Origin of the sequence: Haemophilus sp. HMSC068C11 (genome assembly GCF_001815355.1) — a bacterium.
Lineage (GTDB): Bacteria > Pseudomonadota > Gammaproteobacteria > Enterobacterales > Pasteurellaceae > Haemophilus_D.
In genome coordinates this window covers 213,458-228,430 of sequence record NZ_KV820375.1, presented here as the reverse complement: position 1 = coordinate 228,430, position 14,973 = coordinate 213,458, and the positions used below count along the sequence as shown (strand labels likewise).

Here is a 14,973-nt window from a genome sequence, read left to right as displayed (position 1 = left end):
ATATTTTGCTTTGTAAAATGTGATATAGGATAGCGTAAAACAGGGAAAATTGGTAGAAAGTGCGGTGATTTTTTTGCTGATTTTATAAGAGATTTTGAATTTCAGATGGAATTAATTTAGGCGAAGGAATCCAAACTTGTTTATGTCGGTTTAATTCACCTTTTTCAAGAACTATTGAGCTCTTAGGTACTTTGAATGCTTTACTCAAAAATTTCAGCAAGTGAGCATTGGCTTGACCATCAACAGGTGGCGCGGTGATCGTGATTTTGAGTTCGTCATTATGTAATCCCACAATTTGATCTTTACTGGCTTTGGGTTGCAGAATGATTTTGAGACGTAGCCCTTCAGGCGTTTGTTCGATTGCTGACATAACTAAATTTACTTACCATATTTACAATAAGGGCTGGAAAATCCAGCCCGAAAAAATAATGTTATTTTTACCTGCACTTTACGCAGCAATTGCCCATAAAAGGTTAAAGTAATCGTAAAAGAGATTATTCAAAAATAACAGGATAATGGCAATAACCATCGGTGAAAAATCAATCACGCCCACAGTTGGTAAAATGCGTTTAATGGGTTTCAATAATGGTTCGGTAAGTTGATATAACGCATAGAATGCAGGATTATTGCCACGATTAAACCAACTTAAAATTGCACCGGCGATTAACACATAGAAAATGGCCACTCCGATATTTTTAATTAGCCCCAATATACCCAAAAGTAAGAAGAAACTGAGATTTAATCCGCCAAAGAGAATCGATTTTAGTCCGCAAAGCAAGAAAACTAGAACCAGAGCAGCAGTTTCTACTTTTTTCACCACAGGAAAAACTTTACGTAATGGTGCAATAACCGGTTGGGTAAATTTCAGCGTAAATTGAGAAATGGGATTGTAATAATCCACGTTCGCTAAGGGGAGCCATACGCGTAAAATTAACACTAAACAATACAGATCGATAATCGATCCTAAAAATAATGCAGTTTGGGAAATTTCCATTATAACCAACCTTTCCGTTTGAAATAGATATAAGGCGTAAGCGCCGCACCAATCATTAATCCAATAGCCATTGGATAACCATATTTAAAATGGATCTCCGGCATAAATTCAAAGTTCATTCCGTAAGTAGATGCGACAAGTGTTGCCGGTAGGAACATAACCGATACGACCGAGAAGAATTTCATGATTTTATTCTGCTCGATATTAATATAACCCATTGCCGCCTGCATTAAAAAGTTTACTTTTTGGAACAAAGACTCATTATGCGGTTGCAAGGATTCAATATCTCGTAAGATTTCTCGTGCTTGTTCTAACTGGTTTGGCGGCAAGCGCGTTTTACGTACCAAGAAACCCAATGCACGTTGTGTATCCATCAAACACAAACGCACTTTAGAACTGGTATCTTCTTGTTCTGTTAGGGTATTTAAGGCTTCATCGAAAGCTTCATCTTGCGTACCGTTTAAAATTACGCGACTTAATTTTTCCAAATCCGCATAAACGTTTTCGATAACATCGGCTAATTGCTCAATTTTGGTTTCAAATAAGTCGAGTAAGACTTCATATGCATTACATTCGAATAAGCGCTGGCTACGAGAACGCATACGATATAAACGGAATGCCGGCAATTCACGATCACGTAGGGTAAATAGGCGGCCATCACGAATAGTAAATGCCACGCTTGCGAGATCTGCGTAGTTTTCTTCGTCTTCACAATAGAAGAATGAGTGCAAGTGCAAGCCATCTTCGTCTTCGAAGAAACGTGCGGACGCTTCGATATCTTCCAATTCGAGGAATGAGGCGAGACTTTGTCCTAAGCCTTCTTGCAACATTTCACGTTCTTCCCCTGTCGGCTCCAGCAAATCTAACCAAATGGCAGAGCTGAGATCGGCTGGTTCGTCATCAATACGAAGCAAGCGGGAATCGTTAATGGCAAAAGCGTTAATCATTGGTCATACTCCTTTTGGGATTATGAAGATCCAACTGTGAACAAAAAAAGATCAAACGAAATTGGCACTAGAGAAAAGTGCGGTCAAATTTTTGTATGTTTTAAAATGGGTTTCGTTCGATAAAAGATGCCGAAGAAAGGTAAATTGATTACCAGCGAGCTCTCGCTGATAAGAGGCGAGAGTCTAGAGCGATATTCGGTATCGACTATGACTGTCCAAAGTGTGTGTCCTTCTCGTTAAAAAATCGGTCGAATGTTACGCTTGAAAGGCGTATTCGTCAAGTGATTATTGAAAAGGACACGGCACTTTTTAATTAATTGGTATATTGATTAATGGCGTTAGTAACTTCTTGATCTTGATAAATATTATTAACAATATCTTTGAAGGTTTCGCCTAACACTTTTTGAATTTCATCATTGCTCGCATTAAATGCGCCAGATTGTGAACGGGTCGCATTAAAGGTTTTGTTGTATTGTCCGCGTGGACCTTGTACATAAACCACCGCTTGAATTTTACTGTTTAAGGTATAACGTAAATTACCTTGCTCTACTTTAGCGTTGAATTCTTTCACATCAACAGTTACGCCAGCATTCGCATTATTCGCTTGTCCGATACGGAAACCTTTACTAACTAAATTTTGTTGCATCACTTGTTGGAAAAGTTGAGTAACGCTTGGTGATGCATTTAATTTAATTAGCTCGCCTGATTTAGTATAAGTTGCAATTTCTTGTTGTGGACGAGAATCGCGAGTATTAACTGTTACCACTGCTGATTGGTTAATATTCATTGATGCAGTCGGAGATTGAGGCGCAAAAGTTAAGGTATTAGATTGCGCTTGACAACCCGCTAAAAATAATGTCGCAGCGGCCAACGTCATTGTTGATAATGCTTTGATTTTGTTTGTTACTTTCATAATTTCCTCATTGAATTAGGTTAATTTGTGTTATTCTTACAAACTTAACGCTGAATGTATAGCAAAAAGTTAGGGAGTTTATTTATGTCAAAACAGCAAGAATTATTAGAGAGAATTCAAGCCAAATTTCAACCGCACTTTGCCACCGTGGAAAATGAAAGCCATATGCACAGTTCCGGTCGAGGGGCTGATTCTCATTTTAAATTAGTGATTGTCAGCGATGCTTTTGAAGGCATGCGCAAGGTGCAACGCCACCAAAAACTTTACCAACTTTTTGCCGATGATTTAAAAAATGGCATTCACGCATTAGCGCTTCACCTTTATACAAAAAGCGAATGGGAAAGCCTAGGTGAAGCATTTCCAAAATCACCAAATTGTCTTGGTGTTGGACAGTAAGTATTTCCTTACGTTCCCTGTATTAGATTTAGGAAATACTACAAGATACTAATGTGTACATAACTCTAAATATTAAATTTTAATAATTATTTAATGAATGTATGAAAGCTAAATGATGTTTTAAAGTTACAATATTTTAGGTATTATTTAATAGTTTTATTTAGAGATTTTCTGTAGCGTATTCAAAAATTTATATGTATTAAATGTATTGTTGATTTTATGTTAAATCTCAAGTTGTTTTAAAGTTAGTAATAAGGAGTCATGTAGATGGCAACTGATATCAGTATTCAAAGCTTATTCCCTTCAGTACAAAAAAATACACTTTCAGATCCTAATCAAATGACTTTCGTTGGGATTGATTTTGGAACATCTACAACCGTAGTTTCAGTTGCTTTACGAGATTCTAAAGGAATTCAAGTTACTCCGGTTTGGATGAATCAAAAGTTTGCTGATGGGGCAGTAATGTCATCAGAAAAAGTTCCTACAGTAATTGCTTGGTATAATCAACAATTATTAATAGGTAAAGGTGCCGCAGATCTTAAGTATCGGTTAAAAAAGGGTGCAAATGTTTGGTATTCCTTCAAAATGGAGTTAGGTGAGGATGTTGGTGCTAAATACTTCAATAGTGAACTTGGGCAGAATACCCCATTTCCATTGCTGAACCCAAAAGATGCAGTAAAACTTTTTTTTAAATACCTTAAAGTTCAAATCGATCGATACATTCAACAAAATAGTTTGCCTGCTAATGTACAGTATGCGGTCAGTATTCCTGCTTCTTTTGAGGCTAACCAACGTAAGGAATTAATAGATGCCCTCGCTGAAAATGATATTTCATTAAATAAACAAGCATTAATAGATGAACCCAATGCTGCATTTTTAAGCTTTGTTCAAGCATCAGTTAATGAAGGGTACCCATTGCTTTTGCCAGATGATGATAATCCAACAATATTAGTTTTTGATTTTGGTGCTGGAACTTGTGATGTATCTATATTGGAATTAGGGAAGGATATCAACGGCGTTTACTCTAAAAATTTATCTATTTCTAAGTTTGAAAAACTAGGAGGGGATGATATTGACCGATTAATTGCTACGGATTATTTGCTCCCTCAACTTTTAGCTGATAATAATCAAGATGAAGAGAATTTTCGCACTCCAGAAAAAAAACGCATAATAAACCAACTACTTAAATTTGCCGAACAATTAAAAATACAAATCTGTGAAAAAGTGGCATTACAAATGAATCAGTTTGAATTACCAGAACTAGCTTTTAGTAAAAAAATAGAAGTTGTTAATGCTAATTTAACTATTGATACCCGATGTGGTCAGCTTTTTCTCTCACAGGCGAAATTAAGTTATGTTCAATTTGCTGAGATAATGAAGCATTTCTTAGATCAAAACCGTTTGTCTGCATATTACTCAAATTATTCTGATGAAGAATTTAACAATATTTTTAGCTCAATTAATACCGCTTTAGAAAAAGCTAATTTAAGTAATGAGCAAATTGATTATGTACTTTTTATTGGGGGAAGTAGCAAGAACCCTTATCTTCAATCTAAATTAAATGAATATTTTAAAGATTCAGATTTATTAATTCCAAGAGAATTACAAACCCATGTTTCTGCTGGAGCTGCGATTCATTCTTTGATTTATAATGGTTTTGGAAAAAATATTATTCAACCAATTACAAGTGAGCCATTATTAGTAATAACAAGAAATAATTTACCAAAAGTTTTATTAAGAGCTGGTACACATATTCCATGTGAAAAAATTGTAGTTGATGATTTAGTTACTCAACAAGGACAAAAAACGATTGAATTGCCAATTTGTTTGGGTAATGTCAATAAAATTCTCTATAACATAAAAATCAATTCAGATAGTTTAAGCGGTTTTGATGCTAATACACCTATAAAACTAGAAATTGAGATCAATACAGATAAATTATTAATAGTAAAAGCTACTGCGGCAGGAAAGAGTATTTCTGTTGAGCCTATGAATCCATTCGCTAATAAAGAACTTTCTTCAGCAGAACGAATTATTTTAGCAGCAGAACGTGAAGCTAATTTACAAACATTAAGGAATGGAGGAAAACCGACTGAAAAGAGCTTATCTACTTTAGTAGAAGCCTATGAAAAAGCAGGCAATTATTTACGAGCAGCAGAAACATTAGAATTACAAAATGAGCTCTATCCAAATAAAATAAATTTAAACCAAATAGCCTTGTTATATGATCGTGCTGGTTTTGATAGTAAGCAGTTAGAGTATTCTGAAAAAGCTTATAAAATGAATAGAAACTCTACTACAGCAAGTAATTTTGCACTGACAATTAAATATATTCATCCAGGAAAGTATAGAGATGCATTAGAAGATGCTATTTCTCTAAATAAAGATAATCCAGTTGCACTATATGAGTTAGGTAAATTACTGGAAAAGGAAAATAACCCGAAAGGGAAAGAAATGATAGAAAGATCTTTTTCTTTATTCAAAGAGAGGTTTGAAAGAAACTGCCTATCTGATAATGGTTATGATTGGTTAGCATCCATAGCTAGTTATTTAGGCCACCATGATTTTGCGAATGAAGTAAGAAATTCAAAACCAGACGAAACATTAGAAGAGCGTTTATATAATAAAAATAACCTTGCATCTTCCAAATTTAGTTCAGATATAACTACATTATAAGGAGCCAAGGATGAGTAGTTGGATGATTCGTGAAGATCAATTAGATCCTGATCAACGAGATTTTATTAATATTGAAAGTAAAAAAGAAGGTAATATTTGGATTAAAGGTTTTGCTGGTAGTGGAAAATCGGTGTTACTTTTACATAAATTAAGGGAGGTTTTACAAAAAGAGCCAGAGGCTAACGTTTGTATTATTGTTTTTACCCATTCTTTAATTGCAATGTTTGAAGCAGGAATAAAGGAGCTTAATATTAAGCAAAAGGTTCCAGTAATGACATATTTCCAATTTAGAAAAGCTTTGTACGATAAAACTTACATATATTGGTTTGATTATATTTTTTGTGATGAAGTTCAGGATTTACCTGGTGAAATGTTAGCTTTAATGAAGAGCTGGGGAAAACGTGTAATTGTTGCAGGAGATGCTAATCAATCTATTTATGATAAAGCGCCAGGTCTAGATTATCCAGTAGTAAAGTGGGGTGAAATTGAACCGCTACTTTCAGCTAGACCGTTCAATTTAAATATTATTCATCGTTTAACAAAAAGTGTGATTGGCTTAGTTGAAAAACTTCTACCAGAGATGAATATTTGGAGAGCCAAAAGGGACTTAACCAAACAAGATGTGAATGTTAGGCTAGCTAAAGCAGATAATTTAACTCAGGAAATAAAATATGTTTATCAAGAAGCGTTAAAAGCAGTGAATGTAGGAGATAGCGTCGTAATCTTATTTCCTCATCGAAAATTAATAACAGAGTTTGCTAATGAAGTACTTTCGCAAAATAGTATTGAAAAATGGAATGAAAGTAATGATAAGTATGGCAAAGTCGATTATGAGCAACTTAATGAACATTTAGATAAACATAATATCCGGTTACACTATATTGGTAATGGTGTAGGAAGTTTGATTGAAGCTAGTGACGCCCAAAAAATTATTTTAATGACTTATCATAGTTCAAAAGGATTAGATTTTGATAACGTTTTTTTACCGATGCTTGATGAGGGTAATATGTGGTTTCCCTCTGACAAGTATAACGAAGAGAAGTTAAAGACATTGTTTATGGTGGCAATGACTCGTAGTAAGAAAAACTTATACCTAAGCTATATTTATAACTTAAATCCGTTATTAAGTAATTTATCTGATAGCTGTCGTTCAATTTATATTAGTGAAATTTTAACCCCTGAAACTTCATTGTCATCTAATCCATTTGATTTTGATTTTTAATCATAGAGAAAGCTCAGAATGAAAAACTACCTTTGTATCTTATTACGAAGCCAATTTACTTTTTGGTATCGTTTTGGTTATATTCAGTTACACTCATCGCAGATGATGCCTTTTGAAGGTAAAATAACATCAAAAGAAAAAATTAATATTTTTAAGGAGTTTTTAAATATACCCTTTGAATATGATGAAGAATATTTAGTTTTTCATATAGTTGCTCAAAGTGGTTTTGAAAAGCAAAATATTGATATTCAACAGATTAAGGCAATCTATCCATTAACTGAAAATGCCAGACTCTCTATTAGCCAAAAAATTGATCCAAGAATTCAATTATCTATGCCATTTTTTAATCATGTTGAAATTGAAAAACTAGAACGGGAATTAGATAAGAAAGAACGAAAAAAAGCAATTTCCATGCTATGGTCATTATGTGATATAGAAGTAAGTTATGAACCTTATTTAGATAGATTAGGAATTGAGAATTTAGATAAGGCAATTGAACGTCGATTTGCAAGACAGAAGCCTAATGAAATTTATCGAGGTAACTACCTTGATTATCTTTATGCATATGATAGAACTGAATACTATGAACCAACAAAATTAGGTTATTTCCAAGATACAATTGCAATCCTGACATTCTATTTCTGTTTTAAGCAGGAAAATAAGGAGGATTTCTCACCTGAAAAAATTGCACAGATTACAGCGAATAGTGAGGTTTTTAAATGCTTATCGACTGTTCCAAAAGAGGATAGAAATTCTTTTAAGCTTATTTTTAATTTTATTAAAAAACAGGAAAAGTATATAGAAAAATCTAAAATTGATGGATTTGATTTTTATGTTATTACACCTATTTTCTTATTTTTAAAAGGAGAGATGATTGGTAATAATGACTTATCGAAAACATCGCTAATGGATTCAAATAAGATTAGAGAGATGAAAAAGTATAAAGAGAATTTTTATTTTGCAGTAATTCTATTTGCTTATTTTTTTGGCTATAAATATATTTATGATCAGTATTATTTTAGTAGAAAGTTGAGTATTTTTACTTCTGCGGAGGAAGAAAATATAACTGAAAGTTTAAATGATGATGACTTTGTTTTTCTTGGTTCACCAGGAGGGAATAATGAGTCTCCAATAGGGACTAAAAAAACGAGAAAAGTTAAAGAGGAAGCGGGTGAAAGGAAAGAGCTTATTGAGAAATACATAGCTGATCAAATAGCTAATAATAAGCGTTTTGAAATTCCTTTTTCTGAAATAAAGAAAAAGCTTGAACTCTGTGGTTTTAAATCTCGATTAAGTGATGAAGAGCTTAAGGGGTATTACCCTGATGCCACCATAGATAGGAAAAAGAACAAAAAATATCTTTGTTTTACGCAGAGAACACTCGCTTTACAGTGAATGCGTATAAATAAAGTTATCACCCCATTTTCTTAAGTTTTGAGTGGACCGTTGCTTATTGAAGATAAGTTAAGAAAGACTTTGACAGGTTGGTTAATCTGCCCTTAGAGAATTAGTTTAAAGATCTAATTACTTCGAGGGCAGATTTTTTATGTCTGGATATAACCATCTTTTAAACTTCACAAATATTTCACAAAAAGTAAGGGTATAAAGTGGCATAAAAGTCCAATTTTCGATAGAATGGGGCGCTTTTAATTTTCGAATTTCAATTTCTGGATGTGTAAGTGCTTTCTTACTCCTCGAGGAATTAAACAGATTTGAGTTTTTAAATTTATGTGTCAGTTAATAACACTTTGATTTGTAAGTGTTTTCTGTCACGCTCAATCGCGAGATTGCTTTTAAAGCGTGTGCTTTAATTGCAATCGTGTTTTTAACCTAGAAAAGTAGTGCAAACAGTATGATTACAATCAAAAAAGGCTTGGATCTTCCTATTGCAGGAAAACCAGCACAAGTAATCCATAGCGGTAACGCTGTGAATCAGGTTGCGATTCTTGGTGAAGAGTATGTGGGTATGCGTCCTTCTATGAAGGTACGCGAAGGCGATGTCGTGAAAAAAGGCCAAGTACTTTTTGAAGACAAGAAAAACCCTGGAGTGGTTTTCACAGCCCCTGCGAGTGGTACTATCACTGTAATTAATCGTGGCGAAAAACGTGTATTACAATCTGTGGTCATTGATGTGCAAGGTAACGATCAAGTTACTTTCGCTAAATATAACGCAGGTGAGCTCAATACGCTTTCTTCTGAACAAGTTAAACAAAACCTCGTTGAATCCGGTTTGTGGACAGCGTTCCGCACTCGTCCGTTCAGCAAAGTGCCTGCCGTAGATGCAGAACCTTCTTCTCTGTTTGTAAATGCGATGGATACCAATCCTTTGGCAGCAAATCCAGAGGTGGTGTTAAAAGAGCATTGGCAAGATTTTATTGACGGTTTAACAGTATTAAGTCGTCTATTCCCAAATAAACCATTAAATCTATGTAAAGCGGGTGATAGCAATATCCCAACCGTGGATTTACCTAACCTAAAAGTACATGATTTTGGTGGTGTTCATCCTGCTGGTTTAGTGGGGACACATATTCACTTTATCGATCCGGTTGGTGTAAATAAAACTGTATGGCATATCAATTACCAAGATGTGATTGCTGTCGGTAAATTATTTACCACGGGCGAACTTTATGTAGAACGCATTATTTCTCTTGCAGGTCCGCAAGTGAAAGAGCCTCGTTTAGTTCGTACAGTAATCGGTGCTAACCTTTCTCAATTAACGGCAGGTGAGTTAAAAGACGGTAATAACCGTGTGATTTCAGGTTCAGTACTTTGTGGTCAAACTGCAAAAGATGCTCATGACTATTTAGGTCGTTATGCATTACAAGTGTCTGTGATTGCAGAAGGTAATGAGAAAGAATTCTTAGGCTGGATTACACCACAATCGAACAAATATTCGATTACCCGTACCGTATTGGGTCACTTCGGTAAGAAATTATTCAACTTCACTACTGCAGAAAATGGTGGTGAGCGTGCAATGGTACCAATTGGTAGCTATGAGCGCGTGATGCCGTTGGATATTTTACCGACATTATTATTACGTGATTTAATCGTGGGCGATACTGATGGCGCGCAAGCGTTAGGTTGTCTTGAATTAGATGAAGAAGACTTAGCGTTATGTTCTTTCGTTTGCCCGGGCAAATATGAATACGGTTCAATCTTGCGTCAAGTATTAGATAAGATTGAGAAGGAAGGTTAAAAATGGGTTTAAAAAATCTTTTTGAAAAAATGGAACCCGCGTTTTTACCAGGTGGTAAATACAGCAAGCTTTATCCGGTCTTTGAATCGATTTATACCTTGCTTTATACACCAGGTACGGTAACGCACAAAAACACACACGTTCGTGATGCGTTAGACTCAAAACGTATGATGATTACGGTTTTCCTTGCGTTGTTCCCTGCGATTTTCTATGGGATGTACAATGTGGGTAACCAAGCGATCCCTGCCTTAAATCAATTAGGCAATTTAGATCAATTAATTGCTAACGATTGGCACTATGCACTTGCAAGTTCATTAGGTTTAGACTTAACCAATAATGCAACTTGGGGCTCAAAAATGGCGTTAGGGGCGATCTTCTTCTTACCAATTTACTTAGTGGTATTTACCGTTTGTACAATTTGGGAATTATTGTTCTCAGTAGTGCGCGGTCACGAAGTAAATGAAGGGATGTTCGTTTCAACCATTTTATTTGCGTTAATCGTTCCACCAACATTGCCATTATGGCAAGCTGCACTTGGTATCAGTTTTGGTATCGTGGTAGCGAAAGAAATCTTCGGTGGTGTAGGTCGTAACTTTATGAACCCTGCGCTTGCTGGTCGTGCATTCTTATTCTTCGCTTATCCGGCTCAAATTTCTGGTGACTTAGTATGGACTGCTGCAGATGGTTTCTCTGGTGCAACCGCACTTTCGCAATGGTCTCAAGGTGGTCAAGCAGCATTACAACACACTGTAACTGGTCAACCTATTACTTGGATGGATGCATTCATCGGTAATATTCCTGGTTCAATGGGTGAGGTTTCAACGCTTGCGTTATTAATCGGTGGTGCGTTAATTGTATTCACCCGTATTGCTTCTTGGCGCATTATGGCTGGTGTCATGATCGGTATGATTGGTACAGCAACCTTATTCAACTTAATCGGTTCTGATTCTAACCAAATGTTCTCAATGCCTTGGCATTGGCACTTTGTATTAGGTGGTTTTGCACTTGGTATGATCTTCATGGCAACCGACCCTGTGTCAGCTTCATTCACCAACACAGGTAAATGGTGGTACGGTGCGTTAATTGGCGTGATGGCGGTATTAATTCGTACCGTGAACCCAGCTTATCCAGAAGGGATGATGTTAGCGATTTTATTTGCAAACTTATTTGCACCAATTTTCGACTACATCGTGGTTCAAGCAAATATCAAACGTCGGAGAGCAAGAACAAATGGCTAAATTTAATAAAGATAGCGTTAGCGGTACAGTTACCGTTGTTGTGTTGCTAAGTTTAGTGTGTTCTATCGTGGTTTCTGGTGCTGCAGTAGCATTAAAATCCAAACAAGATGAACAAAAAGCACTCGACGTTCAACGTAACATTTTAACTGTTGCTGGCTTAATGAAAGAAGATAATGCATCAGTAATTAAAGACACTTACAGCAAATTTATTGAACCACGTTTAGTGGATTTGCAAAGTGGTGATTACGTTCAAGCTTCAGCAGAAGAAATTAATAAATTTGAACCTAAAGATGCCGTTAAAGATCCAGCTAAAAGCCAAGCTATCCCAGCTGAGGCTGATAAAGCAGGAATTAAAGTTCGTGCAAATCAAGCACGTGTTTATCTTGTAAAAGATGAGCAAGGCAATGTAACCCAAGTTGTATTACCAATGTATGGTCGTGGTTTATGGTCAACCATGTATGGTTTTGTTTCTGTTGCACCAGATGCGAATACTATCAAAGGTATTACTTACTATGATCAAGGTGAAACAGCCGGTCTTGGGGGCGAAATTGCGAACCCTCGTTGGCAAGCACAGTTTGTCGATAAAAAATTATTCGATGAACAAGGTAACCAAAAATTCAAAATCTACAAAGGTAGTTCTGCTGCAGATAAAGAGCACGGTGTAGATGGTTTATCAGGTGCAACTTTAACCAGTAACGGTGTTCAAGGTTCATTTGATTATTGGTTCAGCCAAAATGGCTTTGGTCCATTCTTAGCGAAATTTAAAGCAGGAGAAATCAAATAATGGCTGATGCAAAAGTAAATTTAAAAGGTCTTTTATTAGATCCTATTGCTAAAAATAACCCGATTGCCTTGCAAATTTTGGGTATCTGTTCTGCATTAGCGGTAACAACCCAATTACAAACCGCGATCGTTATGGCGATTGCGGTAAGTTTGGTAACCGGTTTTTCCAGTTTGTTTATTTCATTGATTCGTAACTATATTCCAAATAGTATCCGTATCATTGTGCAACTGGCGATTATCGCGTCTTTAGTAATCTTGGTTGACCAAGTATTAAAAGCTTATGCTTATGGTTTATCTAAACAGCTCTCTGTATTCGTCGGTCTTATCATTACAAACTGTATCGTAATGGGCCGTGCAGAAGCGTTTGCGATGAAATCACCACCGTTAGAAAGCTTTGTTGACGGTATCGGTAACGGTTTAGGTTATGGTGCGATCTTATTAATTGTTGCAACATTACGTGAACTAATCGGTTCTGGTCGTTTATTTGGTTTCCCTGTATTCCAAACAATTCAAGACGGTGGTTGGTATCAACCAAACGGTTTATTCCTTCTTGCACCAAGTGCGTTCTTTATTATCGGCTTCGTTATTTGGGGCTTAAGAACGTGGAAACCTGAGCAACAGGAGAAATAATCAATGGAACATTATATTAGCCTATTCGTGAAGGCGATCTTCATTGAAAACATGGCGCTCTCTTTCTTCTTAGGGATGTGTACTTTCCTTGCGGTTTCTAAGAAAGTTTCTACGGCATTTGGCCTTGGTGTTGCGGTAACAGTAGTACTTGGTATTGCGGTACCTGCGAACCAATTTGTGTATGAACATGTATTAAAAGATGGCGCATTGGTAGAAGGTGTAAGCCTTGAGTTTTTAAACTTCATTACCTTTATTGGGATTATTGCGGGTCTTGTTCAATTACTTGAAATGACTTTAGATAAATTCTTCCCAGCACTTTATAACGCATTAGGTATCTTCCTTCCACTTATCGCCGTAAACTGTGCGATCTTTGGTGGTGTATCTTTTGCGGTACAACGTGAATACACTTTTGCAGAATCTGCAGTTTATGGTGTAGGTGCAGGGTTAGGTTGGATGTTAGCAATCGTTGCGCTTGCAGGCTTAACCGAAAAAATGAAATATGCCGATGTACCGGCAGGCTTAAAAGGATTAGGGATTACCTTTATTACTGCAGGCTTGATGGCGCTTGGCTTTATGTCATTCTCTGGTATTCAGTTATAAGGAGGCATAAATGAGCGAATCTTCAATTTTATTATTAGGTGTTGCGGCATTTACGGTTATCCTTTTAGTGCTCGTTGCGATTATTTTATTCGCTAAATCAAAATTAGTGGATTCTGGTGATATCACCATTTCTATTAATGACGATCCTGAAAAAGCGATCACTTTACCTGCTGGCGGTAAATTACTTGGTGCGTTAGCAAGTAAAGGTATCTTCGTTTCTTCTGCTTGTGGTGGCGGTGGCTCTTGTGGCCAATGTATTGTGAAAGTGAAAAGTGGCGGTGGTGAAATTCTCCCAACTGAACTTTCTCATATTAATAAACGTGAAGCAAAAGAAGGCTATCGTTTAGCTTGCCAAGTTAATGTAAAAGGCAATATGGACGTTGAACTTCCAGAAGAAATTTTCGGTGTGAAAAAATGGGAATGTACAGTTATTTCTAACGATAACAAAGCAACCTTCATCAAAGAGCTTAAATTAGCGATTCCTGAAGGCGAAGAAGTACCTTTCCGTGCGGGTGGTTATATCCAAATCGAAGCTGATCCACATACGGTTTACTATAAAGATTTTGATATTCCAGAAGAATACCACGAAGATTGGGACAAATACGATTTATGGCGTTATGTGTCTAAAGTGGATGAGCATATTATCCGTGCTTACTCAATGGCTTCATATCCAGAAGAGAAAGGCATCATTATGCTTAACGTGCGTATTGCAACGCCTCCACCACGTCAACCTGATGCGCCTCCAGGTCAAATGTCTTCTTACATTTGGTCATTAAAACCAGGTGATAAAGTGACAATTTCTGGTCCATTCGGTGAATTCTTCGCGAAAGAAACCGATAATGAGATGGTATTCATCGGTGGTGGTGCAGGTATGGCACCAATGCGTTCTCATATCTTTGACCAATTAAAACGTTTACACTCTAAACGTAAAATGTCATTCTGGTATGGTGCACGCTCTAAACGTGAAATGTTCTATGTAGAAGATTTTGATCAGCTTCAAGCCGAAAATCCGAACTTTACATGGCACGTGGCATTATCTGATCCGTTACCAGAAGATAACTGGACAGGTTACACTGGCTTTATTCACAACGTACTTTATGAAAACTACTTGAAAAATCATGAAGCACCAGAAGATTGTGAATACTACATGTGTGGACCTCCGGTGATGAACGCTGCGGTAATCAAAATGTTGAAAGACCTCGGTGTTGAAGATGAAAACATCTTATTAGATGACTTCGGTGGTTGATTTTAGTTAATCAAAACATCATGAAAACTGACCGCACTTTGTGATGAAGTGCGGTCAATATTTAAGATGGATTACAGGCAAGCTGATGGAAGAGTCGGTTTGCCTGTAATTCATATATTTAGGAAGGAATAG

14 protein-coding genes are annotated in these 14,973 nt (G+C 36.3%); 10 read left to right on the top strand and 4 right to left on the bottom strand.

The window, feature by feature from the left end:
- Nucleotides 1-82: 82 nt before the first annotated feature.
- The 4 genes from yggU to HMPREF3020_RS08130 all read right to left on the bottom strand — a co-directional run bounded on the left by yggU (nucleotide 83) and on the right by HMPREF3020_RS08130 (nucleotide 2,854).
- Nucleotides 83-370 (bottom strand): DUF167 family protein YggU, encoded by a 288-nt coding sequence (gene yggU, locus HMPREF3020_RS08145; RefSeq protein ID WP_070776150.1) that lies wholly within the window; start codon nucleotides 368-370, stop codon nucleotides 83-85.
- A 78-nt stretch (nucleotides 371-448) separates the two neighbouring features.
- Nucleotides 449-994, bottom strand: coding sequence for a YggT family protein (locus HMPREF3020_RS08140; RefSeq protein ID WP_070776149.1), 546 nt, complete (start codon nucleotides 992-994; stop codon nucleotides 449-451).
- Nucleotides 994-1,941: a magnesium/cobalt transporter CorA gene (corA, locus tag HMPREF3020_RS08135; RefSeq protein WP_070776148.1), complete on the bottom strand. Its 948-nt coding sequence runs from the start codon at nucleotides 1,939-1,941 to the stop codon at nucleotides 994-996. The genes HMPREF3020_RS08140 and corA overlap by 1 nt, the downstream gene beginning before the upstream one ends.
- 313 nt (nucleotides 1,942-2,254) lie before the next feature.
- Nucleotides 2,255-2,854 (bottom strand): YajG family lipoprotein, encoded by a 600-nt coding sequence (locus HMPREF3020_RS08130; protein ID WP_049364852.1) that lies wholly within the window; start codon nucleotides 2,852-2,854, stop codon nucleotides 2,255-2,257.
- Between the two features lie 84 nt (nucleotides 2,855-2,938).
- On the opposite strand from HMPREF3020_RS08130, the gene HMPREF3020_RS08125 reads away from it, so the two are divergent.
- From HMPREF3020_RS08125 to nqrF, 10 genes are all read left to right on the top strand, one after another.
- Nucleotides 2,939-3,250: a BolA family protein gene (locus tag HMPREF3020_RS08125; protein WP_070776147.1), complete on the top strand. Its 312-nt coding sequence runs from the start codon at nucleotides 2,939-2,941 to the stop codon at nucleotides 3,248-3,250.
- A gap of 267 nt (nucleotides 3,251-3,517) precedes the next feature.
- Entirely contained in the window at nucleotides 3,518-5,926 is a 2,409-nt protein-coding gene (locus HMPREF3020_RS08120) for an Hsp70 family protein (RefSeq protein ID WP_070776146.1), read from the top strand.
- 10 nt (nucleotides 5,927-5,936) lie between these two features.
- A complete protein-coding gene (locus tag HMPREF3020_RS08115) occupies nucleotides 5,937-7,148 on the top strand; it encodes a 3'-5' exonuclease (protein WP_070776145.1) in 1,212 nt (403 codons plus the stop codon).
- Between the two features lie 18 nt (nucleotides 7,149-7,166).
- Nucleotides 7,167-8,543, top strand: coding sequence for a hypothetical protein (locus HMPREF3020_RS08110; protein WP_070776144.1), 1,377 nt, complete (start codon nucleotides 7,167-7,169; stop codon nucleotides 8,541-8,543).
- A 457-nt stretch (nucleotides 8,544-9,000) separates the two neighbouring features.
- On the top strand, nucleotides 9,001-10,344 hold the full coding sequence (locus HMPREF3020_RS08105; protein WP_070776143.1) for a Na(+)-translocating NADH-quinone reductase subunit A: 1,344 nt from the start codon (nucleotides 9,001-9,003) through the stop codon (nucleotides 10,342-10,344).
- A gap of 2 nt (nucleotides 10,345-10,346) precedes the next feature.
- The gene (locus HMPREF3020_RS08100; RefSeq protein WP_049375788.1) at nucleotides 10,347-11,582 is read left to right on the top strand and encodes an NADH:ubiquinone reductase (Na(+)-transporting) subunit B; all 1,236 of its coding nucleotides are present in this window, start codon (nucleotides 10,347-10,349) and stop codon (nucleotides 11,580-11,582) included.
- Nucleotides 11,575-12,366 (top strand): Na(+)-translocating NADH-quinone reductase subunit C, encoded by a 792-nt coding sequence (locus HMPREF3020_RS08095; protein ID WP_005695373.1) that lies wholly within the window; start codon nucleotides 11,575-11,577, stop codon nucleotides 12,364-12,366. Before HMPREF3020_RS08100 ends, HMPREF3020_RS08095 begins: the two co-directional genes overlap by 8 nt.
- A complete protein-coding gene (locus HMPREF3020_RS08090; RefSeq protein WP_049379887.1) occupies nucleotides 12,366-12,995 on the top strand; it encodes an NADH:ubiquinone reductase (Na(+)-transporting) subunit D in 630 nt (209 codons plus the stop codon). Before HMPREF3020_RS08095 ends, HMPREF3020_RS08090 begins: the two co-directional genes overlap by 1 nt.
- Before the next feature lie 3 nt (nucleotides 12,996-12,998).
- Entirely contained in the window at nucleotides 12,999-13,595 is a 597-nt protein-coding gene (gene nqrE / locus HMPREF3020_RS08085; protein ID WP_049362633.1) for an NADH:ubiquinone reductase (Na(+)-transporting) subunit E, read from the top strand.
- A 10-nt stretch (nucleotides 13,596-13,605) separates the two neighbouring features.
- Nucleotides 13,606-14,841 carry an NADH:ubiquinone reductase (Na(+)-transporting) subunit F gene (gene nqrF, locus HMPREF3020_RS08080; protein ID WP_049362635.1) on the top strand — a complete coding sequence of 412 codons (1,236 nt, stop codon included), beginning with the start codon at nucleotides 13,606-13,608 and terminating at the stop codon, nucleotides 14,839-14,841.
- Nucleotides 14,842-14,973: the final 132 nt, after the last annotated feature.

What these genes read in the sequence shown, in the direction of transcription:
- yggU (WP_070776150.1), bottom strand. Translation starts at nt 370, where the DNA reads ATGTCAGCAATCGAACAAACGCCTGAAGGGCTACGTCTCAAAATCATT.
- HMPREF3020_RS08140 (WP_070776149.1), bottom strand. Translation starts at nt 994, where the DNA reads ATGGAAATTTCCCAAACTGCATTATTTTTAGGATCGATTATCGATCTG.
- corA (WP_070776148.1), bottom strand. Translation starts at nt 1,941, where the DNA reads ATGATTAACGCTTTTGCCATTAACGATTCCCGCTTGCTTCGTATTGAT.
- HMPREF3020_RS08130 (WP_049364852.1), bottom strand. Translation starts at nt 2,854, where the DNA reads ATGAAAGTAACAAACAAAATCAAAGCATTATCAACAATGACGTTGGCC.
- HMPREF3020_RS08125 (WP_070776147.1), top strand. Translation starts at nt 2,939, where the DNA reads ATGTCAAAACAGCAAGAATTATTAGAGAGAATTCAAGCCAAATTTCAA.
- HMPREF3020_RS08120 (WP_070776146.1), top strand. Translation starts at nt 3,518, where the DNA reads ATGGCAACTGATATCAGTATTCAAAGCTTATTCCCTTCAGTACAAAAA.
- HMPREF3020_RS08115 (WP_070776145.1), top strand. Translation starts at nt 5,937, where the DNA reads ATGAGTAGTTGGATGATTCGTGAAGATCAATTAGATCCTGATCAACGA.
- HMPREF3020_RS08110 (WP_070776144.1), top strand. Translation starts at nt 7,167, where the DNA reads ATGAAAAACTACCTTTGTATCTTATTACGAAGCCAATTTACTTTTTGG.
- HMPREF3020_RS08105 (WP_070776143.1), top strand. Translation starts at nt 9,001, where the DNA reads ATGATTACAATCAAAAAAGGCTTGGATCTTCCTATTGCAGGAAAACCA.
- HMPREF3020_RS08100 (WP_049375788.1), top strand. Translation starts at nt 10,347, where the DNA reads ATGGGTTTAAAAAATCTTTTTGAAAAAATGGAACCCGCGTTTTTACCA.
- HMPREF3020_RS08095 (WP_005695373.1), top strand. Translation starts at nt 11,575, where the DNA reads ATGGCTAAATTTAATAAAGATAGCGTTAGCGGTACAGTTACCGTTGTT.
- HMPREF3020_RS08090 (WP_049379887.1), top strand. Translation starts at nt 12,366, where the DNA reads ATGGCTGATGCAAAAGTAAATTTAAAAGGTCTTTTATTAGATCCTATT.
- nqrE (WP_049362633.1), top strand. Translation starts at nt 12,999, where the DNA reads ATGGAACATTATATTAGCCTATTCGTGAAGGCGATCTTCATTGAAAAC.
- nqrF (WP_049362635.1), top strand. Translation starts at nt 13,606, where the DNA reads ATGAGCGAATCTTCAATTTTATTATTAGGTGTTGCGGCATTTACGGTT.